The organism is Acinetobacter sp. DL27, assembly GCF_055810995.1.
This window is the reverse complement of sequence record NZ_CM147947.1, coordinates 2480954-2505125: the sequence shown is the minus strand read 5'-3', so window position 1 is coordinate 2505125 and position 24172 is coordinate 2480954. Positions and strand designations below refer to the sequence as shown.

The following is a 24172-nucleotide window of genomic DNA, read 5'->3' as shown; positions in this document are numbered from 1 at the left end:
ACCATGTCAAAAATATTGATTATTGAAGATGATTTTATGATTGCAGAGTCCACACAAACGCTGCTGCGTTATCAGCAGTTTGATGTGGTGTGGGTCAACAATGGTTTTGATGGTTTAAAGCAATTGCAACAATATCCATTTGATGTGGTGTTGTTGGATTTGGGTCTACCGATGATGGATGGGATGCAAGTCCTAAAAAATATTCGCTCGCTTTATCCGACTTTGTCAGTGCTGATTATTTCGGCACGAGATCAATTACAAAACAGAGTCGATGGTTTAAATCAAGGCGCGGATGATTACTTAATCAAACCTTATGAGTTTGATGAGTTGCTGGCACGTATTCATGCGCTATTACGTCGTAGTGGCGCGTTAAAACAGCAAAAGCAAAGCCAGACTTTGAGTTATGCAGGTCTAGAGTTAGATGAAAATTTGCACTTAGCCAAGTACAAAGGGCAGACCATTGATTTGTCGAACCGTGAATGGGCTATTTTAATTCCTCTGGTCAGTCATCCCAATAAAATTTTTTCCAAAACCAATTTGGAAGAAAAGCTCTATGACCTTGATTCGGAAATTAATAGCAATACTATTGAAGTTTATATTCACCATTTGCGTGCCAAACTTGGCAAAGACTTTATCCGTACCATTCGAGGTTTAGGCTATCGTTTGGGGCAGGTTGAAGCATAACGATGGCGAAGTCGACTCCTGTTTCTTTAAAGCGTCAACTGATTACCTATACCTCTTTATTTAGTATTGTGATGGGGTGTTTGTTGGTGATTGCAGCGTATCGCATTGCACTTGAAGAGACCAATGAGATACTCGATGCACAAATGCGTAATTTGGCTGAGCGTGTTGCAGCGCATGATCCCGCTCCAATTAAGAGTGAGTTTGAAGCGGACAGACACTATCACGAAGAAGATTTATTTGTAGATGTCTGGTCGTATGGACTGCCTGAACAACGGCAACATGAGTTTGATTTATTAATACAACCTGTCAAAAAAGCGGGATTTTATACCCATCACACGGCACAAGGTTTATGGAATACCTATGTGCTGCCAACAGAAAAGTATCAAATTCAAGTCAGCCAGCAGCGTAGTGTAAGACAAAAGCTGGCTTTAGAGTTGGCGGCTAATATGTTGATTCCATATTTACTGTTTATGCCTTTGGCTTTATGGGGGCTGAGTTGGATTATTGGACGCAGCCTAAAGCCCTTGGATGAGTTTAAAGCGGAACTTGCACAGCGTGAACCTTATGAACTGAGTGAGATTCGTCCAGACGGTTATCCACTGGAAATTCTTCCAACCATTAATGAAATGAATCGTTTATTTGAACGAATTTCGCTGTCTCAACAAGAACAAAAGCAATTCATTGCCGATGCCGCGCATGAGCTCAGAACCCCAATTACAGCACTGAATTTGCAAATGAAAATTTTGCTGCATGAATTTCCAGAACACCAAGCGTTAAAAAACCTAAGTTTAGGCTTAATTCGGACTCAACATTTGGTGTCACAACTGCTCAATTTGGCGAAGCAGGATGCTTCCGTACCAAGTTTAGAACCTACACAAAGATTAGGATTAAGTGATGTGGCGGTTGAATGTATGGAGCAACTGATGGAGCTGGCGCTAGCGAAAAACATCGATTTAGGCTTGGAACAGCATGAAGCACTTTGGATAGAAACTCAAAGTTCAGCCTTACATTCCATTGTCTATAATCTCTTGGATAATGCGATTAAATATACGCCTGAACAGGGCGTGATTAATGTCTCTATTTATCAGCAAGATCAGCAAGCTATTGTTCAAATTGAAGACAGTGGGCCGGGCATTGCGCCAGAACTTTATGATCATATTTTAAAGCGTTTCTATCGCGTACATCACCATCTGGAAGTCGGCAGTGGACTGGGTTTATCCATTGTCGATAAAGCCGCAGAAAAAATTGGTGCCAAACTGCACTTTGGACAAAGTACAGGACTGGGTGGTTTACAGGTCCAAGTGATCTTTAAACTGTAGTTTCGGCTTGATCTGGGCTGGACTGTATAAACTGCTTATAACACAGCGCATATGCCAGTACATTGACCAGCCAAATCACCCATGCCGTCCATAAATTGTGACTAAGGAAATGCGCACCCCGCATCATTTGCGCCCAACCCATGACAAAGCCTAGAATTAGGGCAGCAAGCAAATAAAACCATGCGCGTTTGGGTTCATTTAGACGGTATACGAAATATCCTACAAAGAGCGCAAAACCTGTCGCAGCATGTCCTCCAGGGAAACAATGTCCTGCGCTGGCTGATAAGTCCCAAAAGAAATCATGTGTCGTGGCTAGAGTCATGTCCCATGGACAGGCATGTGCGGATTGCGATTTTAAAATCCCAATGAGGCTGGTACTAATGAGGACTAAGCCAATGAAATAACCATTTTGCCAACGCTGGGGTTTTAACGCAGACCATTTATACGAAGCGAGCCATTTCAGTAAATAAATCACATACACCGCGATGATGATGTCTTTAACATAACGGTGATTCAGTTCTGCTAAGGCCCAGTCGCGCTTTAGTGGAAAATGACCAGTTTGATCCATAAAGGGGTGAATCAGTTGTAAGTCGATGGTGCCCGCCACAGGGAAGAGCAGCCACAATATGGCAAAACCCAGCGTCAAAATAAAAAACTGAAGGACGAAAAAACGTTGCTGATCCGACACAAGTGAGGCCATGTTCTGAAAATAAGCGCTATTCCAACAGCGTCAGCTTAAACGAGGCTTAACATAAACGCTGTTTCATCTGCTTTAGCATGATCTGTGCTTTGGTTATCGCTTTAAGGCGAATACAAAGTATCGTTTCAGTGTTACATTTGCTCTCAAACACATGGGGTTGAAACATGTCGATACGTGCTGTTCTATTTGATTTGGATAATACCTTGACGCATCGTGGGCGAAGTGTTGCGGCTTTTAGTCAAAGCCTTGTCGACTATTATCAAAGCCAACTTAACTGCGTTGATGTGGAGCAGATTGAGTCGATTGTGAATCGGATCGACAATGGTGGCTATCCCTTAAAAGAGTATTTAACTCATCCCAGCATCGGTGCTTCAGTGGCTTATGCGTTGCTACAGGAGTTAAACTGGCAGGTGCCTCCACATTTAGAAGCGTTAAGCAATTTTTGGTTTGTTCAGTTTGGTTCCAGTGCAGTGGCGATGCCTGAGGCTGAACAAACGCTGACCCGTCTAATGCAAGCAGGATATAAACTCGCCATTATTTCAAATGGCGGTCATGCCACACGGCTGTCTATATTAAATGGCTTGGGCTTTCAGCATTATTTTGATGTGATCAATAGCTCTGGATTGTTTGGTCAAGCCAAACCCCAAGCTGATATTTTTATTGACACCGCACAGCAACTGGCTGTTGACGTGGAGCAGTGCTTATTTATAGGAGATCATCCTATTAATGATGTACAAGGTGCGCAGCAGGCTGGAATGCAAGCCCTGTGGCTATCTGGCTTTCATGTACCCTCAGTACAGATGTCTGCACCAAGTATCACGGCATTGTCCGAGATTTTCGATTATTTAGAGCGCTAAAAGCCTCTTATAATGTTCAATACGAATAAAAAAAAGCGGCCCATGTGAGCCGCATTAAAATGGAAATGCTTTAGAACATACTGTCATCTGAGTTGGCAGAGATTTTATGAATGGATAAATCGGCACCGCGGAATTCATCTTCTTGGCTTAAACGGATGCCCATCGTGGCTTTTAAAGCGCCATAGACCACCAATCCACCAATAACAGCAATACCAATAGCCAATAGCGTACCAATCAGCTGTGACATCATCGCAACACCGCCTAAACCACCGAGCCATTTTTGACCAAAGATCCCGACTGCAAGCCCACCAAAGGCACCACATACGCCGTGCAAAGGCCACACTCCGAGTACATCATCGACTTTTAGCTTGTTTTGGGTGTAGGTGAAAAGTTTGACAAAAATCAGTCCAGCAATGGCGCCAATCACCAGTGCCCCAATCGGATGTACGACATCTGAACCTGCACAAATTGCAACGAGACCCGCTAAAGGCCCATTGTGTAAGAAGCCCGGGTCATTTTTTCCTGCGAAGTTGGCTGCCAAGGTTCCGCCAACCATGGCCATAAGTGAGTTAATCGCGACCAGTCCTGAAATTGCATCTAAACGCTGTGCACTCATCACGTTAAAGCCAAACCAACCCACGATCAAAATCCATGAACCTAAAGCCAAGAAAGGAATAGACGAAGGAGGATGCGCACTGACACGACCATCTTTCTTGTAGCGACCATCACGTGCACCGAGTAAAACCACCGCAGCCAAAGCTATCCAGCCTCCCATAGCATGTACAACCACGGAACCTGCGAAGTCATGGAAACTTGCGCCGAAAGTGTCTTGTAGCCATTGCTGTAAACCAAAGTTGCCATTCCACGCGATCCCTTCAAAAAAAGGATAAACCAAGGCCACCAATAACACGGTTGCAATCGCTTGTGAGCGCATTTTAGCACGCTCGGCAATACCGCCAGAAATAATCGCTGGAATTGCGGCTGCAAAAGTGAGCAGGAAGAAACAGCGCATCAGGTTATAACCATGATCGGCTGCTAAGGTATCCCCAATATGGAAAAAATGGTGTCCATAGGAAATATAGTAACCTACAAAGAAGTAGGCGATTGCAGAAAGTGAAAAGTCCGTTAAAATTTTGCTTAAAGCATTGACTTGGTTTTTATGACGAACTGTCCCTAGTTCTAAAAAAGCAAAGCCTGCATGCATGGCAAGGACTAAAACCGCACCAAGAAGAAGAAAAAGTAAGTCAATATTTTGCATGTTTGGGTTCCATTTGAGTGCAAAATTTTGCAAAAAGAAACCCAGTATACTGATGCTTGTAATTTCGTGAAGATTTCAGCAAAAAGGAAATATTGATTAAGTTTTGCTTAAAAATAATAAGACTCGATATAAAGCAAAACTATGCACCATGATGGTGTTTGTGCATTGCAGTGGTGCATGGGTTAAAATATAAGTTAATATTAAGTTTATGAATATATTATGTTTATCTAAGTTTCTTTATTTTAAATATACAGGTGTATAGTTTATCTTTTGAGTGAAACCCAAAAAGTAGCAACACAAAAAAATGATAAAAAAATTCGGTTAGCAGCTATTGTGAGCCGAGTCTCCGTTGCTTTGTTCTCTTTTGGAACGCACATACCATGAAATGTGCGTGCTGATTGTGCATCAGTGAAAGTTTTTAAACATGATTGTATTTTCTCATTCTTATTTTAATTTATCACTGATAAAACATGAATAATCACATAACTATATGTAATTAATTGTAATTATTGTCATATATGATCAGTCCTATTTCATCGTTTTACATCTAAAACGAGACAAAATAGTCGGGCAATATTGGCTTTTTGCTGAAAAGTTATGATTACAGAGTTTGCACAAAAAACAAAGACAAGCAGGCAGAATTGGCATTTTAGGTTTTGCTGCTTGAGCGTGATTTCTTAGAGGATATTGGGGCGTTTTAACTGATATTTTTTGATGGATTATGATGAAGAAAAAAGTAATAGCAACATTGTTTGCTCTCCCATGTGTGATGGCTTGGGCCAGTAGTGAAGTAACTTCGGATTGGGGTTATCAAGCACAAACAGCACCGCAGTATTGGAGTCAGCTCAATAGCAAATACCAAACTTGTGCGGGGCATAATCAATCGCCTATTAATATCGAGCGTGTGATTTCAGCAGACCTTGCGCCACTTGATTTTGATTATAAAACTGCTGCAACAAGTATCGTGAAGCTTCCTCATACTTTACAAGCCCATTTTCATCAAGGCAGTTATTTAAGTTTAGAGGGAGAACGATTTCAATTATTGCAAATGCATTTACATAGCCCTTCAGAAAATACGGTCCACGGCAAAAGCTTTCCTATGGAATTACATTTAGTCCATGCTTCTGAAAAAGGGGAGTTGGCTGTGGTTGCGGTGATGTATGAACAAGGGAAAAAGAATCAAGCACTTGATGGCTTATGGCAGCAGCACAAGCACTCTCAGAAAGTACTCAATTTAAACGCAGATCAATTTCTGCCAACACATCGCGAGTACTACCGCTTTAATGGTTCGCTCACGACACCACCGTGTACTGAAGGTGTACGTTGGGTGGTCTTAAAAGATATTCAGCAGGCATCAGCGCAGCAAATCGCAAACTTCGCTGTACTAATGGGATATCCGAATAACCGTCCTGTTCAAGCCACCAATGCGCGCTTGGTTTTAGACTAGAGCGTAAATTAAAAAAGCAGATCATGTGATCTGCTTTTTTAATTTGGGATAACACGTCTATGCTAGTGCAAGATCTTGTCTAAGAACTGTTGAGCACGATCGCCACGTTTGGTGTTAAAGAAATCATCTTTGCTACAGTCTTCGACAATTTTACCTTGATCCATAAACAACACACGGTTGGCCACTTGGCGGGCAAAGCCCATTTCATGGGTGACACACATCATGGTCATGCCTTCATGTGCCAACTCGACCATCACATCAAGAACTTCATTAATCATTTCAGGGTCAAGCGCCGATGTAGGCTCATCAAACAACATGGCAATCGGATCCATGCTTAAGGCGCGGGCAATTGCGACACGTTGCTGTTGTCCACCTGAAAGTTGTGCTGGAAATTTATGTGCATGTGCACTCAGCCCAACCCGTTCTAAATAGCCTAAGCCTTTCTTTTTTGCTTCAGCTTCAGAGCGCCCCAATACTTTAATTTGGGCAATGGTTAAATTTTCAGTAATGCTGAGATGTGGAAACAACTCGAAATGCTGAAACACCATGCCTACGCGACTGCGTAATTTGGTCAAATCTGTTTTCGGGTCTTTGATGGGAATTCCATCGACTGTGATTTGACCTTGTTGGAAAGCTTCCAGTCCATTCACTGTTTTAATCAGGGTCGATTTGCCTGAGCCGGATGGACCGCAGACCACCACCACTTCACCTTGGCAAATTTGTGTGGTGCAATCGGTTAATACTTGAAAATCGCCATACCATTTACTGACATTTTGGAGGTCAATCATTACTTTTTGGTCGCTCATACGCTTAACCTCCTTTGTAATCGTTTTACTGCATATGTGGCTAGCATACTGATGGTGAAATACACTAGGCCTGCAAATAAAATATATTGCGTTAATAGAGACATCAAATCGCCCCGCACGTAGTTGGTGCGGAAAAAGTCGAGTAGGCCAATGGCGTACACCATGGTCGAGTCTTGGAACAAGATGATGGTTTGCTGTAACAGCAGCGGTGTCATTTTACGAAAGGCTTGCGGCAAAATGATTAAACGCATGGACTGACCATAGGTCATGCCTAGTGCATAAGCCGCGGCAGACTGTCCTTTAGGAATTGATTGAATCCCTGCACGTACAATTTCCGAGAAATAAGCCGCTTCAAACAACATGAAGGCCACAATACTTGAGACCAAAGCGGTATCAATGGTCAGGTAATTTCCCGTGACTGTGGTGTAGATGAACGGTACAGCAAAGTAGAACCACATCAATACCAACAGGAGTGGAATCGAGCGGAATAAATTGACATAGCCTTGGGCAATTAAATTCAAGATGCGAATTGAAGACAAACGCATCAGTGCCAACAGCGTGCCAATGAAAATACCACCAATGGTGGCGATGATGACCACTTTTAAAGTGATACTTAAACCATGCCATAGGGCAGGTGCAGATAACTGCAAATCATGGGTAAATGCGGTGAGCCATTCCATTATTTAGCTCCTGCAATTAAACCTGGGACACGTAAACGTTTTTCAAGCAACGTCATTAAGGTAATTAAGCACACGTTGATAACGATGAAAATAATCGTGACATAGGTATAGATTTCGATGGTGTTCTGCGTATATTCGCTGATGGTTTTCATCTGCGAAATAATCTCGGAGACCCCAACTAAAGAGGCCACAGAAGTATTTTTGACGCAGTTGGTCAGCTCTGAACTCAGAGGCGGCAAAATCGTACGGAAGGACTGCGGTAAAATGACATAGCGGTATAGCTGTGCGGTACTAAAACCCATGGCATAACCTGCATTGACCTGTCCAGTAGGTAAAGCTTCAATACCTGTGCGGACTTGTTCGCAGACACGTGCTGCGGTAAACAGTCCCAGACCAATACTGGCTGAAATCAGCGCTGTTGTTCCTGCACTTAAATCGTTAATCCACCATGACTTAATCGGGCCAGGTAAGAAATTCGGCACCACATAAAACCAAATAAATAATTGGATCAGTAGCGGTACATTACGAAAAATGGTGACGTAACCAGTGCCGATAGCACGTGCGGTTTTATTGGGAAGCGTGCGCATAATGCCGAGAATACTTCCGAGCACCATTGCAATGCTCCAAGCCACAATGGCAATAACAACCAGCCAGCCTAAACCAATTAAAATCCAACTGAGATAGGTGCTATCTCCGACGCCTGTGGATTGCCAAAGGACGCCCCAGTTCCAGGTATAATTCATGACAATCCCCTAAAATAGGTCAGGCAAAGAAACTTTGCCTGAGTGAACATTAATCTTTCCTTTATCGTTTACTGATCACGGTCATGTGGGTTTGCAATTAAGGCTTTAAGTTGGTCTGACATAGCAAAGTTCAGGTTAATGTTTTTCGGTGGAATTGGTTGTTCAAACCATTTGTTGTACATTTTGTTAATTTCACCTGAGCTATAAGTGGCTTTAATTGCATCATCAACCACTTGCTTAAAGCCTGTGTCGCCTTTACGTAACATACAGCCATAAACTTCTTGAATTGGTGCTGTACCGACAATGTGCCACTTGTTTGGATCTTTGGCTTTCGATTTTTCTCCAGCAAGTAAAATGTCATCCATCATAAACGCAGCAGCACGACCGCTTTGGAGCATCAAGAATGATTCAGCATGGTCTTTGGCAGAAATCACTTCACCAATACCGAGTTCTTTTTCATGCTGACGGATATAGCGTTCAGAGGTTGTCCCTGCTGTCGTTACTAACTTTTTGCCTTTTAAGTCAGCAAAGTCCTTCACGCCTGAATCTGTTGCAGTAAGTAAACGCGAACCCACTTCAAAGAAGCCCACAGAAAAATCAACTTGCTGCTGACGTTCTTTGTTGTTTGTGGTTGAACCACATTCAAGATCGACAGTACCATTTGAAACCAAAGGAATACGGTTTTGGCTGGTGACTAAGTTATAGCGAACTTTTAAATCAGGCATATTCAGCTTTTGTTTAACAGCTTCAACCACTTTGAGCTGTAAATCATGTGCATAACCGACAGGTTGATTTGGGTTGTCTGCGATATAGGAGAATGGAATAGAGGAATCACGGTAACCTAAAACAATGGTTCCTGATTTTTTAATCTTATCTAAAGTGCCTGACTGTGAAGCATCTGCACCAGTGCTAGCTGCATCCGTTGCAGGTGCTTTGTTGTCGCTACATGCACTGAGGCTCAGCGCAAGTGCACTTGCACAAAATAGGGCAGAAAGATTACGTTGCATGGTCATGTACAAACTCCTTTTGTTTGCAGCATCAATTGCATTGTTTTTATCAAAAACGTCAGAATTGGGTTAAAGCTTTATTCTGTGCAAAAGATGTTCTTTTTATGGTATTTTTTTACAGCTTAGTCTGCATCTTAATCGAGATTGCTTTTGCTGCTCAAGAGGGATTTTTAATATTTTGTTAATAATGCTTTAAATAAGTGCATCGCTATATTCCTCTGATATTAAAAAGAAAATTATGCATAATACGTGCCATTTCAAGTTTTCTAATTCATTTTATTAGGCTAATGTCTAATGCCACAGGGTTGGCTATGCGTTTTGTTATGGATGCATGACAGAATGGATTTTGCTTGTGTAGAACATGCTAAAACGGCAATAGCAAAGAAAAATGTTTTATTTTGAAGATGATCCGTTTTATGACGCAGTATAAAAGATCAGTTAAATTTGAGTTGCTGTCCTACGTTTTCCGCAGAGGATTAAAAACTAAAAATAAAAGCGACTGTACGTTATGAACAAATGACGGGGCACAATCGCAGGGGGAGGAGATGAGCAGGCGTGTATCAAGAAGTGCTTAGTGCACAAACATATCCATATATTCACGAATTTCAGAAATAGCCGTTTCAATATCCGTCGTCAGCCATGTTGGCTCAAACAGTCCAATATAGTGATCTAAACGGTCTTGAGGTACAACTAAACGCACAGGGCATTCTTCTTCCAGTAAGCGCCAAGGAATGATGGGTGTTTCATTGTCTAAAAAGGCTTGCACATTTCGAATATCAATAATCATGGCATTGACACATTCAGGAAAAGGCATCACTGAAAACTCTTCAGTACGACGGCGGAAAAACTCCAGATCGCCCCATTTTAGAATATAACTAGGCTTAGAAAATTCAATAATACCAATAAGATGTTGGTCTCGCGTGTAGTGCAAATGACATTGGTGCGTAACATCAGTGTCTAAATCAAGCGTTACACTTTGTTGACGATATGCCATAAAGTCCAAAAACAGCTAAAACAAGGTGCATAATTATAGCGCAAATTCAGTTGAAGAGCGCTGTTCGCCAGACTCTTTTTGTCTATGCCTAGGTGAAATACTTTTTATATGACTTTTAACACTGAATTGACAGATGAATGACTGTTTTTAAAGCCTTATAAAATAATAATTTACCTTAAAATAAAGCGCTTGTTTACTATCTCACTATGCTTTGAAACACAATGCTACACAAGCAGTTGTTAGTATAAAAATTCGACAACTTGATAATAGAAAATTGAGGGGGAGCTATGACACATGATTTCAATAAACCGCCCCATGTACAAACGCCAGAGGAGCGGCAAAAGAAAAAGCGCGTGCCCGTGTATATGTTGGCATTGGTCGGAATTTTCTTAATCGCATTATTACTTTATATGTTTGCAGATACCAAGCCAAATCCGAATGAGGCGCCTCCAGGCCATCCGAATCCGAGTGCAGAGCCTGCAACACCGAATAACAGCACCACTGCAACAGCAGGTGACGAAGCGGTAGCCACCGATAGCAATACGGCGACTGCAACTGACCGCTAAATGTGACTAAAGCCCTTGTAATGTACAGGGGTTTTTTCTTTAGCAGTCATCAAAAAGGTATTCCATTTCTCATTCATACCTCATGGCAGACAATCACTTCAAAACTAAAATCTGTATTTGAGCAAAGGTCGCTGTGATGTAGACATAACAAGAGGGAGAACAAAATGAATGATTATGTAGGGCATCAGGGTCGATTTGATGCGATGTATTATTGGGACCAATTTCACCCGATCCTGTCCGCAATCGCCATCCTGATCATTGGTTGGATTATTGCATTATTGATTGCAGGTGCTGTGAAAAAGGTTTTAACCAAACTCGGAACCAACCAAAAACTTTCCAGTGCTACCGGCCATCGCTCAAATATTGAAAATATTATCTCTCGAGTTGTGTTTTGGCTTATTTTTATCATTGCGGTGATTGGTGCACTCAATGTTCTCAATCTCACCAGTGTAAGTGGGCCATTTAGTAGTATGGTTCAACAGTTCTTGTTGTTTATTCCACAACTGTTGGCTGCTGTTGCTGTGGGTTTTATTGGCTGGATTGTGGCAAATCTGGTCAAAGTGGGTTTACAAAAAGGATTGGATCGGACTCAGTTAGATGAAAAACTCAGTCAGGATGTTGGAGTCAGTACGCTGAGTCAAAACATCAGTGAAATTGTCTATTGGCTGATTTTATTACTATTCTTACCTATTGTTTTGTCGATACTCGGTCTGACTGGGCTGCTCTTTCCGATCCAAAATATGGTCAATGAAGCCGTAGTGTATCTGCCAAATATCTTTATTGCGGGTGTGATTGTTTTTGCGGGTTATATTCTAGCAAAAATTGTACGGGGCATTATTGAGGGTTTATTGAGAAGTCTAGATGTACAAAAACAGGTTGAAAAAGTAGGACTGTTTAAAAACTCAGATTTGGCCAAAGTGCTCGGATCTTTTGTTTTTGCAATCGTCATTATCACGGCGCTGATTATTGCGTTTGAAGCTTTAGGGATCGATGCAATTTCTCAACCAGCGACGGCCATGCTATATGAAATTATGAATGCGATTCCGCACATCATTGCGGCGGCATTAATTTTAATCTTGGCCTATGTGGTGTCACGATTTGTTGCAAGCCTTGTGGTTGAAGTCCTGTCGGGAACAGGTGTAGATGACATTCCAAGCAAAGTTGGCTTGCAACGTTTCTTAGGAAATACCAAAGCTTCTTGCGTCGTGGGTTACTTCATTGTGTTCTTTACCATGTTATTTGCAGTTTCTGAAGCAGCAAATCGACTTGGCTTTGAACAGATCAGTGGTTTGATTGCGATGTTTATCCAGTTTGGTGCAAACATCCTATTGGGTGCAGTCATTCTGGGCGTGGGCTTCTGGTTGGCGAACTTGGTTGCACAGGTGATTGAACGTGGTGAATACAATAGTTCTCGTTGGGTGGCGAACATTGTTCGTGTCTTGATCATTGGCTTAGTATTGGCGATGGGCTTGCGTGCAATGGGTATAGCAGATTCGATCGTAAACTTGGCTTTTGGTTTAACGCTTGGGGCAGTTGCTATTGCTTTTGCACTGGCTTTTGGTCTAGGTGGGCGTCAACCTGCAGAACGAGTTTTGACCGATTTGTTAGATAAAGCCAAAAGAGAAGGTACGCAGCCTAATCCACTTTATCAGGCCAAAACTGAAAGCACGCAATCCACACAGGACAAAGAAGAACATGCCTCACTGAAAGAGCAAATGGATACACCAACAGTTGCAGAGGAATATCAACATGCAGATGATATTCCAACTACAGCAGAGGTCGATCCTGCGCATAAACCTTTAAATAAACCTTTTGGTTCAACGGGTGAGGCTGAACAAGATATTGACGTTCACCCCAAAGATCCAGACTAAATTAATCACACTAAACACCGACCGCTGATGGCGGTTGGTGTTTTTTTATTGGAGTAAACAGATGTCAAAAAAAGCCCCAAATAAATATTTTGCCCCAATCATCATCGCGGGTATTACGGTTGGATTTTTTGTGAGTGCTTATAAATTTGTATTTGCAAAACCGACAATCGATACAACAACACACGCTAATGCTGAAAGAATGCCGACTGCGGCAACTGAAGGTCGTGATGCGGATGAATCTGATGAAAAATAATACAAAAGTCTATAGTGTGGAATGAAATTTAATTTGGTATGTTTGATGCATGTGGAATATGGATATTTCATAAATTAGAAATACTTACATGCCTATACTTTTATTATAGCTGCATGGAAATTTCACGATTTATTTTTATAAATTGCAGTTTAAAAAGGAAAAAACAGATGATGCAAATATTAAAAAAAATATTGATGACGAAACGTTCAGTGATCCAGCCGAGCCATGTCCATATTGCCATTGCGAAAATGGACTTAGCACTTGCCCGTCAGCAGAAGCAAAAGCAGTGCGTACTGCTACGCACTGATTATTTAGAATAATTTATCATTTAAGCAGATGGCTTAGACATATTCTGATGCGGCATGTGCAGATGACCATGCCCATTGGAAGTTAAATCCGCCCAAATGTCCTGTAACATCCAGTATTTCACCGACAAAGTACAAGCCTTTTTGCTTTTTACTTTCCATGGTTTTCGATGAAACTTCAGTGGTGTCTACGCCACCTAAAGTCACCTCAGCAGTACGGTAACCTTCGGTTCCTGATGGCTTGACTTCAAACGCATGTAAGCGCGTTGCAATGTGCTCCAGTTTTTCATCCGACAGTTGGCCAATCGCTGTTTCAGCCAGCTCAGGCCAAATCAGATTTTGCAGTTCAACCACCACACTTTTCGGGAAATGTTCACCCAGTAAAGTACGCAGTAGGGCTTTGGGTTGACTGTGTTTCTTGGCTTTTAAATAGTCGTGCAAATCCACACTTGGCAAGAAGTCAATTTTGAAGCTTTGTCCTACATCCCAATAATTCGATAGCTGTAGTGAGCTTGGTCCACTGAGCCCGCGATGGGTAAACAAAAGGGCTTCGGTGAAAGAATTTAAATCATTCGATAAAGTCGCATCGACCGCGTTGCCACTTAAGCGTGTGGTCACTTCTTTGAAGCTATCCGAGAAGGTAAAAGGCACCAAACCCGCGCGGGTTGGATAAACATGATGCCCAAATTGCTTTGCAATTTCATAGCCAATCCCTGAGCCACCTAAGGTCGGAATAGATAAACCACCCGACGCAATGACCACAGATTCGGCTTCAAAATACCCTAGTGTCGTGTCAATTTGAAAACTCTGCTCATCGAGTGCGGTAATGGCTTTTACTTCACAGTTGGTTTTAATGTCGACCAAACCTGTTTTTTCACACTCGCTCAACAGCATAGCTAAAATTTCTTTGGCACCTTTTAGGGTGAACAGCTGTCCGTGTTTACGCTCTTCATATTCAATACCATACTCGCAGACCATGCCTATAAAGTCCCAATTGGTATAACGAGTGAGGGCTGAAATCACAAAGTGCGGATTATGTGAAATAAAGTTGTTTGGTTCGACATAGAGGTTGGTAAAGTTACATTTACCCCCACCCGACATGAGAATTTTTTTGCCGACTTTATTGGCTTTTTCTACAACCACTACTTTACGTCCGCGTTGAGCTGCCATATAGGCTGTCATTAAGCCAGATGCACCTGCACCTAAAACTAAGACATCATATTGATTTGCGGACATGACACACTCACGGGAGAATAAAGCAGGGCATTATAGACCATCTTTTTTGCTTTTTCAGGACTATCTAAAGTGCGGCTAAACGACCTTGTAGCCCACCTGAATGAATCACCAAAATACGATGATCTATGGGGAAGGTACCTTGTTGAATTAAATCGCTTAAGCCCAACAGCATTTTGCCTGTGTAAATCTGTTCCAGTGGAATGTCATATTGCTGCTCAAAAGCACGGATAAACTGCAAGAGTTCAGCACTAGTTTTGGCATAACCACCACAGCAATATTGATCGGTAATTTGCCAATTCCGTTTTTGGGTGAGTTGCTTGACTTCTGTGTTCAGGAAATCGCCTTTGAGTGCGGAGAAGCCTAAAACTTGCTGCTGTGAATGACTGGCTTCAATCAGACCCGCAATGGTGCCACCTGTTCCTACGGCACAACAGATCAGATCGAAATTTTGTCGATCCGCATCAGAGAGAATTTCTGTACAGCCTTGAATGGCAAGGGGATTGGTTCCACCTTCGGGAATCACATAATAATCAGGATAATCTTGTTGTAACTGCGCTAAGTATGCTGGGCTTTGCTTTTGTCGATAGGTTTCACGCGTCACAAACTGCAACTGCATGCCGAATTGCTGTGCTGTATTTAAGGTTGTATTTAAAGGTTTACTTGCCAGTTCTTCGCCCCGAATAATGCCCAGACTCTCAAAACCAAATAACTGCGCTGCATAAGCCGTTGCGGCAATATGATTGGAATAGGCACCGCCAAAAGTCAGCAGTTTTTTATAGCCTTGTTGCTGTGCCGCCAATAGATTGTATTTCAGTTTAAAAAATTTGTTGCCTGAAATGTGTGGATGGACCAAGTCTAAACGTTTGATGCTGATATTGACCCCGCCAACACTTATGTGCTGATAGGGAATGGACTGCGCAATCTGTTCAAACATAGGACTTTAATCAATCAGGTTGAGTGCTTAGTGTAAGTGAAAAGTCGCGGTTTCTGCACAGAATTAACGCTGTGCAGATTGGGTATCGACCGAACTAATTACGGACATGCCTGGACGTAGGTTTTCAATTCCTGTCTGATTCGGATCAATTGCAATCCGTACCGCAATGCGTTGTACCACTTTGGTAAAGTTGCCTGTTGCATTATCAGCTTTAAGTACACTGAACTCTGAACCCGCCGCTGGGGAAATTTGCTCAACATGACCTGTAAATTTCTGATGATTGAGGGCATCCACCGTGAACCATGCTTTTTGCCCAATTTTCATGTTGGCAATTTGAGTTTCTTTAAAGTTTGCGGTGACCCAAGTCTGCTGTGGAATCAGATAGAGCAACTGTGTGCCTGCGGCCACATATTGTCCCACGCGTGGATTAACTTCACCCAGTTGTCCATCCATCGGGGCAATAATGCTGCTGTAATTTTTGGTGGTTTTTGCTTGATCCAGTTGCGCAGCGGCATTGGTCACTTGTGCTTTGAGTCCTGTTTCAGCCACTTGTGCGGTTTTGAGCGCTTCTTTTGCCACCAATACATTGGCCTGTGCTTGTTGCAGTAAGGCTAAATTATTTTGGGTATCGGCAAAGGCTTTGTCTTGTTCCGATTTAGACGCTGCGCCAGAGTCCCCCAACTGTTGATAGCGCTGCTGTTGTGCCAATGACAGTTGGTACGCTGCTCGTGCTTGTTCGACCTTAGCTTCTGCCGCCACAATATCAGCTTTACGCTGTGCAATACTTTGGCTTTGATTGGAGAGGTTATTTTGGGCTTGATCCACGCCAGCTTCAGCCTGTGTGACTTTTTGGTCATAAGTCGTGGCATCAATATGCATTAACACCTGTCCTTTTTTGACGTGATCAAAATCACTGACCAACACATCTTTGACATAGCCATTAATTTGCGAAGAAAGCACCGTGGTTTTACCTTTGACATAGCTGTTGTCAGTGGACTCAACTGCACTGTCAAATGGTCCAATTTTCCATGCCCATAAAATGATTCCAATACCGATGATCAGTACTAAAAACATCAAGATCAGCGTACGTTTCGCTGTTGGAATCAGTTTACTCGAAGGCGGCGTAATCGGTGTTGCTGCTGCCACGGGCTGTTCAGGCTGAGAGGCATTTTCAGACGTTGCTGTTGTTTCAGCGGGAGTTATTGGTTTTTGATCTTCAGACATAACAATTTCTCAATAAATAGGGAGCAATGGCATTAGACAGGACCGATTTTTGCTTGTTGCCGCAGTTGATATTGATTCCGCGCAATCAGGAATGTCCCCCACAGCAACAGCAGCATGGCCACGACGCCATTGAAACTAATCACATCGTTATAGGCACGCACTTGAGCTTCTCTAGTCACCACTTGATTTAGATTTCTTAAGGCTTGTTGTTGCTCTAGCTGCTGATCCAGCGTGTAACTATGCGAACTTTGTTGATACGCTAAAAGACGCTGTGCAATCAATGGATTGGTTTCAGGGAGTTGTTGAATCATCTCAGCACGATAGTTTTGGGTTCGGACTTGTTGATAGGTAGAGTAAAACGATGAACCGACTAAGCCACCAAATGTTTGAGTCGCTGAAAATAAAACAATGAACGTGACAATATGAGTGGGGCCTTTTTGCATGGCGCTTAAGATCCCCGTGATCAAGAGTGGGCCAATAAACACACCACTGGCAAAGCCCACCAAAAACTGACTGCCGTAAAAGTTGGAAGGGCGAATATCGCTGGTAAGGTGAAAATCTAGCCCGCAAGCAATCAACACCAAAACTTCTGCTAATAGTAAGTGCCAAATAATCCGTTCACGTGAAAAAGTGATGGCACTAAATAAGGTTCCAGACACGATGCCGAAAAAGATCACCACATAGAGCGGGACAAATTGATCGGGACCCATGCCCATAGTTTTGAGAAAACTCACGGCAGCATAACTTTGCTCCGACATTAAGAAGCGAATTGCAAAAGCACCGATGATAAAACGCACCGTGGATGATGTCCCCAGCCAACGTGTCATAATCAATGGATTGACTCGATAATGCTCGTAGACCAAACCAATGACAATTAGGCTGAACCCTGCAATGAGCAAATAGGCTAACCATTTCACTTCAAACCACCACAAGATAGGCCCTTGGGTCAGCACAATACACAAAAAGGCAAAACCGGGCGCAAGCAGCGCAAAGGTGAAGAAGTCTTGCTTTTCAAAAACAGCAATTCTTAAACTACGGGGGAGCTTAAGAGACACCACCATTGCGAAACAGCACAGCGCTAAACCAATTTCAAAGGTATACAGGACATTCCAGTTATTGACGTCAATGAGATAGGGAGAAATGATCCATGCCAAAGGAATACCGAGCTGCTGGAAGCCTAAAGCCAAATAGATACTGCGACCAAAATTTTCCCGCTTAAAGGCCTGCATTATGTAATACATGCCTAAAGAGCTGAGCGGTGCGGCAACCATGCCGCTAATGAAACGTACCAGTACGGCCATTTCAAAGGTATGCACAAAGACGTGTAAAACTAAAACCACAATAAAAATCAGTAAGCCAATTTCAGAGAATAGACGCAGACCGTATTGCTGGCGGGCTTTAAACAGAATCAGGTTAGCACTGACATTGGCCATCACATAAGCTGCGGGGATCCATGCTACCTCAGAGGGTGTTAGTCCATATTCACCCTGAATTAAGGGTAAATTTGCGGTAATAAAACCGTTACTGAGACTGGCAGACAGTGCGACAAACAAACCAATAAAAAAATATATGAAGCGCTTAGGCGTGGAGTGCGCGATCACGGCAGGAGAGCCGGGTAGGGTTGGCTTTTCTTCTGCTGTCCAGTTTGGCACAGGTTCGAGTAAACGCGGTGGCTGTGTCATGAGTGGTGACCTTTATGCCCGAATACCATTGAGGAGTAGCTCAATCGCACGTTGTGCAAGTTGTTGTTGCTCTGTATCGGTCAGCCCTTGAAATGAAGTCCTTAAAATGGCCGTAATCATGGCGTAATCTTGAGTGGTCAAATCGGGGCGGCATACGCCGTGTCGAATGGCTTGATCAATCAAAGGCTGTAAAATCGCATCGCGGCGCGCATAGATATCAACCATGACGGGATCATTACGCTCAATCACCCGCCAATATTCCATCAGTGCAGTTAAATACGGTAAGTTGTAGACATGGTTTTCAATTAAACGGATAAAACCATCTTCATATTGAGAAAACGCTTCAGCACGAACTGCAAGACGTTCCAAAGCTTGCTCCATGAGTGCAATCACTAAGGCACGACGGTCATCAAAATTACGATAAAACGTCGCCCGTCCGACATTGGCTGCATCAATTACCTGCTGTAAGGGCGCATTTATCCCGTGTGTGCGAAAAACCTGAACTGCGGCTTCGAGCAATTCCTCACGGTTTTGTGCAGCACGCTGTTGACGACTGGTCATGGTGATTATTTCATTTGATTTGAGGGTGCTATTATTTAACGGACAAAAGTGTCCGTTGTAAATATTCAATCCTGTAAGATTTTGTAAACCCCTTTGTCTTTTTCTAATTTAATCTAATTTCGATAAGAAATATGCGACTCGGAAACGTCATCTGCAACCTGCATGGTGTAAATAAGATAATGTTTATTCGTTATATTTGAATAAATCCAAGAAATGAACAGGTTTTGCAGATGACAATGGTTTTGCCTACTTTTGTCGAAACAAAAGTAGGGCGAGCCGCAGGCTGATGAAGAAATTGAATAAAACAAGATAAGACTCCGCCAAGATATTTTTTTCAATACATCGGATAAATGTTTAAGTCTAATTTTAGTGAGCTTAAATCACTCATGTTATTGTTTTATCTATGAATGATTGATATTTATTTTATAAAGAAAATTCGCAGAGAACCATCATGTAGATGGATAAGAGTTGTAACAAAGTCGATAGGATTGGAAAAATAAAAGTGCTATGCTGAAAGCACAATAATGATAAATGAGGGGATATGATGAAAACCTTATCTACCCTAGTATTGGTTTTATTGCTCACTCAACTGACCGCGTGTGATGCAAAAAAGGATTTGAATCAGCCTAGAACTGAGGCTCGTACCATGATTATTGGTGGTGTTCCTGTGCATGATCGTGACTATAAACTTCCATCACAAGAAATGGCTTTTAATCAGAAAACGCCTACACAGGCTGATGCTGATACGTACTAATAGGTGAAAATAGGGAGGCATATTGTCAGTACATGGTGGTGCAAGGTGCGATGTGCAGTATAAAAGATGCATTGTGCTACGCCAGATTGGTAAAAATGTGAAGTAGACGTCTTACTTCCTGCAAACGTTTGTTGAATTAAAGCCTTACAAACGTATAAAAGGCCTTGTACTCGCCCAATATGCCCAAACTGTTATGGCTCAAATTGGCTAGATCAGTTCGATTTGCCAATTTGAAGCTTGAATCTCTAAGTTATTTTGCCTGAGTTGCTGGCTAATTGCATCGGCTTGTTTTTGCAAGTCTGCAACCGTAATGGTTTTAACCCAGCGAATTTCACTCGAACTATAACGACCATTTTCACGTCGTGAGCTGTTGATGGCCTGTTGAATAATACGATGCTGTTGTGTGAGCAAATCACGTGTGTTTAAAATACTGAGCATGGATTGGCCCGTGCTGGTTTTAGCTTGAGCATTGGTCGCATGAATTTTTTCAATCAGATGATGTAACTCTGTATTCACACTAAAGGCCTCACCAATCAGCGTATTGGGGTCTTCACTTAGTTCATCGCCTTCTTGGATTAGCACATTATTGTTGATCCGTTGTTGTAAAGAAGCGAGTTTGGTTTGTAAGTCACTACGCAATAAAAGTGCTTCTGCTAGTTTCATAGATTTATTTTTAAAGTTTTAGATGAATCTTATGCTGCCTCTGTGCAATCAAAGCTGCAAGTGAGTTTTGTAATTCGAATAAGTGAAATTTTGCTCAAAAATGATAAGAGCACAGAAGCATGCTCTTATCGCTATAGATTAAAAGCTTAGTGGAACACGGTTTCCAAAGCTTTCAAACCGACTTTTGGATCAAGCAGACCATTGTAAATTTCAGGGATTTCACGTTCCACCCCAAAGAATTCATAAATGGCAAGCATCGCTCCACGAACTGAATATTCCACAGTAAAGACCACGTCATCTTCAATTTCCACAAACTGTCCAAGGAAGGCAAAGTTTTGTGAGCCTTGTGGAATTACCTGTGGACGATCCCCCGGTTTACGGCAGGCGAATAGGGCAGAGGCATATGGCATCATGGCAGTGGTTACATGGGTGGTTGCCAAAACATGATCTAAAATGTCGTCAAAACCGAGCTGTTTAATCAGTTCTGTCAGGATTTCTTGCCCCGTAGCTTCAGACATTGGCTTCTTGATGTAATCGCCCATATGGTCAATTTGGAAACCGTAGCCCCATAAGGTATATAAACCTTCAGGTAAGTCGGCAAAGTGTGGCTGTGCAGGAACCACGATGGATAAATGCCAACCCGACTCGTACCAAGTCATCAGTGCGCCTGTACCTGGTTCATTCCCCGTATAGTCAATAATGCGTTTAAGCAGTACGTCATCTTTCATGGTCAGAGTGAAAGACTCCCACTTATGTTCATCGACATTGCCATAAAAAGTCATTGGACGGCCAAAGTCTGGGGCTTTTTGTGCCAGAGTTTCCCAAAGTGTCCAGCCATGGTCTTCTCGATGACGAATGAGGGCAGGCATGTCATGATTACCGCCATAACGCGAGTCTGCGGTAATAGAGCCTAAAGTGAAAATAGCTAAATCATTGGCTTTCAGATTAATTTGCTCTGAGCCTTCAGGCAATTGTACATATAGACGCGAGGCATGGCGCTCTTGGGTTTCAGCATTGGTAATGAAGTCCGCATCTGTAACATAGTGTCCAAAACGCACATCGACACCTTGTGCGACTAGCCAACGCTGTAGGGGTAAGATCATCGAATCATATTGGTTGTACTTGGTACGTTTCACACCCGCTAAGGTATGAATGCGTGGCAATTCTTGGATAAAACGTAAGAAATAGCGTCTTAACTCTGCTGCACTGTGCCATTTTTGAAAAGCGAAAGTTGTGCGCCACATGCGCCAGAAATTGGTTTCAAAAAAGGCTTCATCAAAAAACTCATCAATGCGGCGACTGCCAATTTTTTCTTCTTTTGAAGCCAATAGGCGTAGCATCTGTGCACGATGTAGCGTATTCAACCCAAGCTTTTCCGCATCCGCAATGACATGTTCGGCATCAATTAAACGTGCATTGGCATGGGTTTTCACTTTTTCATTAAACTCACGACATTCTTCACGAACGGAAATGTCTGGATTTTCCAAAGATGGAATACTGGAAAATAAGTCCCATAGGCACAAATAAGTTTCATCGGTCAGCATCCGCCCACCACGTGTTACCCAAGCTTGCGCAGCATGCGGTGTATGTCCGCCATCCATCGAGCCACCTGAAATATCGAGTTCTTCTAAAATATGGATATTTTTGGCAGGGACTTTGGCATCACGGATCGCAAATGCAGCAGCAGCCATACCTGCGATACCACCACCAATGATCCAAAGATGGGACTGTTGCGCGTCTAATGGGGTGCGCTTCTTATTTTGCATGGTTCACCTTTAATTATGATGTTAAAAATTATGAAGTTAAAAAATGTGGTTTTTAGAAATAAAACCTTATAAATAGTAAGTCTTTTTATATATGAAAAATGTATGAAAAGGGAAGCAATTCCCCCATTATATTTTGTAATCAAAAAAAAGCACATGATGGCTATTTTTAATACACATTTGTCTTTTTATTAAAATTGAATATGATCTAAATAACTGATGTTTCAGTTTATTGTTGAGTAATTGCTCTATTACTGTTTTCACTATGGCCTATGCTAAATTTCCTTAAAAATAGGCTTTTTTATTTATCATTAAAAAATATAATGGGTGTACAAGCTGTGGCTTGATTACGATATAAATGTGAAAAATAACTGATAAAGTGAATATCGTAAAAACTTTGTTTAGCGTAAAATCGCAGCTGATAAATTCTCTCAATTTAGAGGTCACTCTTGGAATCATTTTGGATTTTGGGCTCGATTGCCTTTGCATTAATGTTAGGCGCAATGAGCCCTGGACCGACGTCGATTTATGTAGCAAAAAATTCGATTGCGATTTCTCGAAAACATGGCCTCTTTACCGCATTGGGAACTGGAGCAGGCGCAGCTGTTTTTGGTCTGCTGGCTGTACTTGGTTTGCAAGCCTTTTTGTTGGCAGTGCCGTCTGCGTATTTGGCCTTAAAAATTTGTGGCGGGATCTATTTGCTTTGGCTCGCATTTAAAATTATTAAACATGCCAAAGAGCCGATTGAGGCAGATCATTCCAGCTCAAAAGCAATGACTTTACGCCGTGCCTTTATGACTGGCTTAATTACCCAGCTCTCCAACCCTAAAATTGCGATTGTTTTAGCCAGTATTTTTACTGCACTTTTACCCAAAGAAATCCCAACCTATTACTATTTTGTACTGCCTATCCTATGTTTCTTTATTGATGCGGGTTGGTGTTCGTTGGTTGCAGTGGCATTGTCTGCTGAAAAGCCGCGCCGCGTGTATTTGAAGTTTAAAGCTGTATTTGACCGCGCAGCAGGGGCCGTAATGACGGTGTTGGGTTTGAAACTTATTTTTGGCATGAAGTGATAAGGTTTACAACAACAAAACTGGATTTTGTATAGGTAACGAAAAGCTAAATGGTTATAATCCCTTTGATTTTTTTAATGATTTTTAAATTAAAGATTTGAGGGATAAATTTTGAATAAATCTATATTTTTGGCCGTTTTGAGTGGCTTAGCATTATCTGCATGTTCAACAACAGAAACGTCAAAAACAATTCAATCACCGCAAGTAACAGCGGCAGTGGCGACCGTTAAATACGCTGGCACTAAAACGCCTGTTTCTGTAGGAAAATTTGACAACCGCTCGAGCTATATGCGTGGCATTTTTTCAGACAATGTTGACCGTTTAGGTGGTCAGGCGAAAACCATTTTAGAAACGCATTTACAGCAATCGGGCTATTTCTCTGTCCTAAACCGTGACAACCTTGCTGAATTACAACAAGAAGCAGGCTTTACTAAATCCTCTCAAGCCATTAAAGGCGCACGTTATGTATTAACGGGCGACGTGTCTGAATTTGGCCGTAAAGAAGTCGGTGATCACCAGCTATTTGGCATATTGGGGCGTGGTAAAACCCAAATTGCTTATGCCAAAGTGAACTTAAATATTGTCGATGTAAAAACAGCAGAAATTGTTCACTCTGTGCAAGGCGCAGGCGAGTATGCACTCAGTGAACGTGAAATTTTAGGTTTTGGTTCTACCGCTTCTTATGACTCAACTTTAAACGGTAAAGTTCTAGATTTGGCTGTACGCGAAGCGGTTAATAATTTGGTGTTGGATATTCAAACCAATAAGTGGTCTGCGCAGTAACTGGTTTGA

At 42.2% G+C, this 24172-nt stretch carries 25 protein-coding genes; 11 read left to right on the top strand and 14 right to left on the bottom strand.

Annotated features, from left to right (window positions below; translation table 11 throughout):
- Positions 1 to 3 precede the first annotated feature (3 nt).
- Both AC0KVP_RS12150 and AC0KVP_RS12145 read left to right on the top strand, forming a co-directional pair.
- Positions 4 to 684: a response regulator transcription factor gene (locus AC0KVP_RS12150; RefSeq protein ID WP_473336925.1), complete on the top strand. Its 681-nt coding sequence runs from the start codon at positions 4 to 6 to the stop codon at positions 682 to 684.
- Positions 685 to 686: 2 nt separating this feature from the next.
- On the top strand, positions 687 to 2003 hold the full coding sequence (locus AC0KVP_RS12145; protein ID WP_279676748.1) for an ATP-binding protein: 1317 nt from the start codon (positions 687 to 689) through the stop codon (positions 2001 to 2003).
- Here AC0KVP_RS12145 and AC0KVP_RS12140 read toward each other — a convergent pair.
- Positions 1993 to 2703 carry a phosphatase PAP2 family protein gene (locus AC0KVP_RS12140; protein ID WP_473336923.1) on the bottom strand — a complete coding sequence of 237 codons (711 nt, stop codon included), beginning with the start codon at positions 2701 to 2703 and terminating at the stop codon, positions 1993 to 1995. The genes AC0KVP_RS12145 and AC0KVP_RS12140 overlap by 11 nt on opposite strands.
- A 164-nt stretch (positions 2704 to 2867) precedes the next feature.
- On the opposite strand from AC0KVP_RS12140, the gene AC0KVP_RS12135 reads away from it, so the two are divergent.
- Positions 2868 to 3560 carry an HAD family hydrolase gene (locus AC0KVP_RS12135; protein ID WP_473336921.1) on the top strand — a complete coding sequence of 231 codons (693 nt, stop codon included), beginning with the start codon at positions 2868 to 2870 and terminating at the stop codon, positions 3558 to 3560.
- A 70-nt stretch (positions 3561 to 3630) separates the two neighbouring features.
- On the opposite strand, the gene AC0KVP_RS12130 is transcribed toward AC0KVP_RS12135, so the two are convergent.
- The gene (locus AC0KVP_RS12130) at positions 3631 to 4818 is read right to left on the bottom strand and encodes an ammonium transporter (RefSeq protein WP_058952170.1); all 1188 of its coding nucleotides are present in this window, start codon (positions 4816 to 4818) and stop codon (positions 3631 to 3633) included.
- Between the two features lie 724 nt (positions 4819 to 5542).
- Between AC0KVP_RS12130 and AC0KVP_RS12125 the strand changes: the two genes are divergently transcribed.
- Complete coding sequence (locus AC0KVP_RS12125; RefSeq protein WP_473340513.1) at positions 5543 to 6265, top strand: carbonic anhydrase; 723 nt, start codon at positions 5543 to 5545, stop codon at positions 6263 to 6265.
- A 62-nt stretch (positions 6266 to 6327) separates the two neighbouring features.
- On the opposite strand, the gene AC0KVP_RS12120 is transcribed toward AC0KVP_RS12125, so the two are convergent.
- From AC0KVP_RS12120 to AC0KVP_RS12100, 5 genes are all read right to left on the bottom strand, one after another.
- Positions 6328 to 7053, bottom strand: coding sequence for an amino acid ABC transporter ATP-binding protein (locus AC0KVP_RS12120; protein ID WP_010326224.1), 726 nt, complete (start codon positions 7051 to 7053; stop codon positions 6328 to 6330).
- A 14-nt stretch (positions 7054 to 7067) separates the two neighbouring features.
- Positions 7068 to 7751 (bottom strand): ABC transporter permease subunit, encoded by a 684-nt coding sequence (locus AC0KVP_RS12115; protein WP_005399959.1) that lies wholly within the window; start codon positions 7749 to 7751, stop codon positions 7068 to 7070.
- Positions 7751 to 8494 (bottom strand): amino acid ABC transporter permease, encoded by a 744-nt coding sequence (locus AC0KVP_RS12110; protein ID WP_004981232.1) that lies wholly within the window; start codon positions 8492 to 8494, stop codon positions 7751 to 7753. The genes AC0KVP_RS12115 and AC0KVP_RS12110 overlap by 1 nt, the downstream gene beginning before the upstream one ends.
- 68 nt (positions 8495 to 8562) lie before the next feature.
- Complete coding sequence (locus tag AC0KVP_RS12105) at positions 8563 to 9507, bottom strand: transporter substrate-binding domain-containing protein (protein ID WP_010326225.1); 945 nt, start codon at positions 9505 to 9507, stop codon at positions 8563 to 8565.
- Positions 9508 to 10072: 565 nt separating this feature from the next.
- Complete coding sequence (locus AC0KVP_RS12100; protein ID WP_004694572.1) at positions 10073 to 10495, bottom strand: hypothetical protein; 423 nt, start codon at positions 10493 to 10495, stop codon at positions 10073 to 10075.
- Positions 10496 to 10782: 287 nt separating this feature from the next.
- Here AC0KVP_RS12100 and AC0KVP_RS12095 point away from each other — a divergent pair, with 287 nt between their 5' ends.
- The 4 genes from AC0KVP_RS12095 (at position 10783) to AC0KVP_RS12080 (ending at position 13505) form a co-directional block, all read left to right on the top strand.
- On the top strand, positions 10783 to 11061 hold the full coding sequence (locus tag AC0KVP_RS12095) for a hypothetical protein (protein WP_058952166.1): 279 nt from the start codon (positions 10783 to 10785) through the stop codon (positions 11059 to 11061).
- Positions 11062 to 11225: 164 nt separating this feature from the next.
- Positions 11226 to 12932 (top strand): mechanosensitive ion channel, encoded by a 1707-nt coding sequence (locus AC0KVP_RS12090; RefSeq protein WP_473336917.1) that lies wholly within the window; start codon positions 11226 to 11228, stop codon positions 12930 to 12932.
- A gap of 61 nt (positions 12933 to 12993) precedes the next feature.
- Positions 12994 to 13185, top strand: a complete 192-nt coding sequence (locus AC0KVP_RS12085; RefSeq protein ID WP_473336915.1) for a hypothetical protein — start codon at positions 12994 to 12996, stop codon at positions 13183 to 13185.
- Between the two features lie 167 nt (positions 13186 to 13352).
- Positions 13353 to 13505 (top strand): hypothetical protein, encoded by a 153-nt coding sequence (locus AC0KVP_RS12080; protein ID WP_473336913.1) that lies wholly within the window; start codon positions 13353 to 13355, stop codon positions 13503 to 13505.
- 21 nt (positions 13506 to 13526) lie between these two features.
- Here the strand turns inward: AC0KVP_RS12080 and AC0KVP_RS12075 are convergent, their stop codons facing one another.
- From AC0KVP_RS12075 to AC0KVP_RS12055, 5 genes are all read right to left on the bottom strand, one after another.
- Positions 13527 to 14726 (bottom strand): BaiN/RdsA family NAD(P)/FAD-dependent oxidoreductase, encoded by a 1200-nt coding sequence (locus AC0KVP_RS12075; protein WP_473336911.1) that lies wholly within the window; start codon positions 14724 to 14726, stop codon positions 13527 to 13529.
- 64 nt (positions 14727 to 14790) lie between these two features.
- Positions 14791 to 15660 (bottom strand): 1-aminocyclopropane-1-carboxylate deaminase/D-cysteine desulfhydrase, encoded by an 870-nt coding sequence (locus tag AC0KVP_RS12070; protein ID WP_473336908.1) that lies wholly within the window; start codon positions 15658 to 15660, stop codon positions 14791 to 14793.
- A 63-nt stretch (positions 15661 to 15723) separates the two neighbouring features.
- Positions 15724 to 16884, bottom strand: a complete 1161-nt coding sequence (locus AC0KVP_RS12065; RefSeq protein ID WP_473336906.1) for an HlyD family secretion protein — start codon at positions 16882 to 16884, stop codon at positions 15724 to 15726.
- A 32-nt stretch (positions 16885 to 16916) separates the two neighbouring features.
- Positions 16917 to 18566: an MFS transporter gene (locus AC0KVP_RS12060; protein ID WP_473336903.1), complete on the bottom strand. Its 1650-nt coding sequence runs from the start codon at positions 18564 to 18566 to the stop codon at positions 16917 to 16919.
- A gap of 12 nt (positions 18567 to 18578) precedes the next feature.
- On the bottom strand, positions 18579 to 19127 hold the full coding sequence (locus AC0KVP_RS12055; RefSeq protein ID WP_178905302.1) for a TetR/AcrR family transcriptional regulator: 549 nt from the start codon (positions 19125 to 19127) through the stop codon (positions 18579 to 18581).
- A 544-nt stretch (positions 19128 to 19671) separates the two neighbouring features.
- On the opposite strand from AC0KVP_RS12055, the gene AC0KVP_RS12050 reads away from it, so the two are divergent.
- Positions 19672 to 19881 (top strand): NF038215 family lipoprotein, encoded by a 210-nt coding sequence (locus AC0KVP_RS12050; RefSeq protein ID WP_473340510.1) that lies wholly within the window; start codon positions 19672 to 19674, stop codon positions 19879 to 19881.
- A 207-nt stretch (positions 19882 to 20088) separates the two neighbouring features.
- On the opposite strand, the gene AC0KVP_RS12045 is transcribed toward AC0KVP_RS12050, so the two are convergent.
- Both AC0KVP_RS12045 and AC0KVP_RS12040 read right to left on the bottom strand, forming a co-directional pair.
- On the bottom strand, positions 20089 to 20544 hold the full coding sequence (locus AC0KVP_RS12045; protein WP_473336900.1) for a DIP1984 family protein: 456 nt from the start codon (positions 20542 to 20544) through the stop codon (positions 20089 to 20091).
- A gap of 146 nt (positions 20545 to 20690) precedes the next feature.
- Positions 20691 to 22310 (bottom strand): oleate hydratase, encoded by a 1620-nt coding sequence (locus AC0KVP_RS12040; RefSeq protein WP_473336897.1) that lies wholly within the window; start codon positions 22308 to 22310, stop codon positions 20691 to 20693.
- A 446-nt stretch (positions 22311 to 22756) separates the two neighbouring features.
- Here AC0KVP_RS12040 and AC0KVP_RS12035 point away from each other — a divergent pair, with 446 nt between their 5' ends.
- Together AC0KVP_RS12035 and AC0KVP_RS12030 are read left to right on the top strand one after the other, a co-directional pair.
- Entirely contained in the window at positions 22757 to 23380 is a 624-nt protein-coding gene (locus AC0KVP_RS12035; protein ID WP_473336895.1) for a LysE family translocator, read from the top strand.
- 111 nt (positions 23381 to 23491) lie between these two features.
- Positions 23492 to 24163, top strand: coding sequence for a CsgG/HfaB family protein (locus tag AC0KVP_RS12030; protein ID WP_058869141.1), 672 nt, complete (start codon positions 23492 to 23494; stop codon positions 24161 to 24163).
- Positions 24164 to 24172 lie beyond the last annotated feature (9 nt).

What these genes read in the sequence shown, in the direction of transcription:
- AC0KVP_RS12120 (WP_010326224.1), bottom strand. Translation starts at nt 7,053, where the DNA reads ATGATTGACCTCCAAAATGTCAGTAAATGGTATGGCGATTTTCAAGTA.
- AC0KVP_RS12065 (WP_473336906.1), bottom strand. Translation starts at nt 16,884, where the DNA reads ATGTCTGAAGATCAAAAACCAATAACTCCCGCTGAAACAACAGCAACG.
- AC0KVP_RS12095 (WP_058952166.1), top strand. Translation starts at nt 10,783, where the DNA reads ATGACACATGATTTCAATAAACCGCCCCATGTACAAACGCCAGAGGAG.
- AC0KVP_RS12040 (WP_473336897.1), bottom strand. Translation starts at nt 22,310, where the DNA reads ATGCAAAATAAGAAGCGCACCCCATTAGACGCGCAACAGTCCCATCTT.
- AC0KVP_RS12070 (WP_473336908.1), bottom strand. Translation starts at nt 15,660, where the DNA reads ATGTTTGAACAGATTGCGCAGTCCATTCCCTATCAGCACATAAGTGTT.
- AC0KVP_RS12135 (WP_473336921.1), top strand. Translation starts at nt 2,868, where the DNA reads ATGTCGATACGTGCTGTTCTATTTGATTTGGATAATACCTTGACGCAT.
- AC0KVP_RS12105 (WP_010326225.1), bottom strand. Translation starts at nt 9,507, where the DNA reads ATGACCATGCAACGTAATCTTTCTGCCCTATTTTGTGCAAGTGCACTT.
- AC0KVP_RS12140 (WP_473336923.1), bottom strand. Translation starts at nt 2,703, where the DNA reads ATGGCCTCACTTGTGTCGGATCAGCAACGTTTTTTCGTCCTTCAGTTT.
- AC0KVP_RS12115 (WP_005399959.1), bottom strand. Translation starts at nt 7,751, where the DNA reads ATGGAATGGCTCACCGCATTTACCCATGATTTGCAGTTATCTGCACCT.
- AC0KVP_RS12125 (WP_473340513.1), top strand. Translation starts at nt 5,543, where the DNA reads ATGAAGAAAAAAGTAATAGCAACATTGTTTGCTCTCCCATGTGTGATG.
- AC0KVP_RS12060 (WP_473336903.1), bottom strand. Translation starts at nt 18,566, where the DNA reads ATGACACAGCCACCGCGTTTACTCGAACCTGTGCCAAACTGGACAGCA.
- AC0KVP_RS12080 (WP_473336913.1), top strand. Translation starts at nt 13,353, where the DNA reads ATGATGCAAATATTAAAAAAAATATTGATGACGAAACGTTCAGTGATC.
- AC0KVP_RS12100 (WP_004694572.1), bottom strand. Translation starts at nt 10,495, where the DNA reads ATGGCATATCGTCAACAAAGTGTAACGCTTGATTTAGACACTGATGTT.
- AC0KVP_RS12090 (WP_473336917.1), top strand. Translation starts at nt 11,226, where the DNA reads ATGAATGATTATGTAGGGCATCAGGGTCGATTTGATGCGATGTATTAT.
- AC0KVP_RS12130 (WP_058952170.1), bottom strand. Translation starts at nt 4,818, where the DNA reads ATGCAAAATATTGACTTACTTTTTCTTCTTCTTGGTGCGGTTTTAGTC.
- AC0KVP_RS12075 (WP_473336911.1), bottom strand. Translation starts at nt 14,726, where the DNA reads ATGTCCGCAAATCAATATGATGTCTTAGTTTTAGGTGCAGGTGCATCT.
- AC0KVP_RS12055 (WP_178905302.1), bottom strand. Translation starts at nt 19,127, where the DNA reads ATGACCAGTCGTCAACAGCGTGCTGCACAAAACCGTGAGGAATTGCTC.
- AC0KVP_RS12050 (WP_473340510.1), top strand. Translation starts at nt 19,672, where the DNA reads ATGAAAACCTTATCTACCCTAGTATTGGTTTTATTGCTCACTCAACTG.
- AC0KVP_RS12045 (WP_473336900.1), bottom strand. Translation starts at nt 20,544, where the DNA reads ATGAAACTAGCAGAAGCACTTTTATTGCGTAGTGACTTACAAACCAAA.
- AC0KVP_RS12145 (WP_279676748.1), top strand. Translation starts at nt 687, where the DNA reads ATGGCGAAGTCGACTCCTGTTTCTTTAAAGCGTCAACTGATTACCTAT.
- AC0KVP_RS12150 (WP_473336925.1), top strand. Translation starts at nt 4, where the DNA reads ATGTCAAAAATATTGATTATTGAAGATGATTTTATGATTGCAGAGTCC.
- AC0KVP_RS12085 (WP_473336915.1), top strand. Translation starts at nt 12,994, where the DNA reads ATGTCAAAAAAAGCCCCAAATAAATATTTTGCCCCAATCATCATCGCG.
- AC0KVP_RS12110 (WP_004981232.1), bottom strand. Translation starts at nt 8,494, where the DNA reads ATGAATTATACCTGGAACTGGGGCGTCCTTTGGCAATCCACAGGCGTC.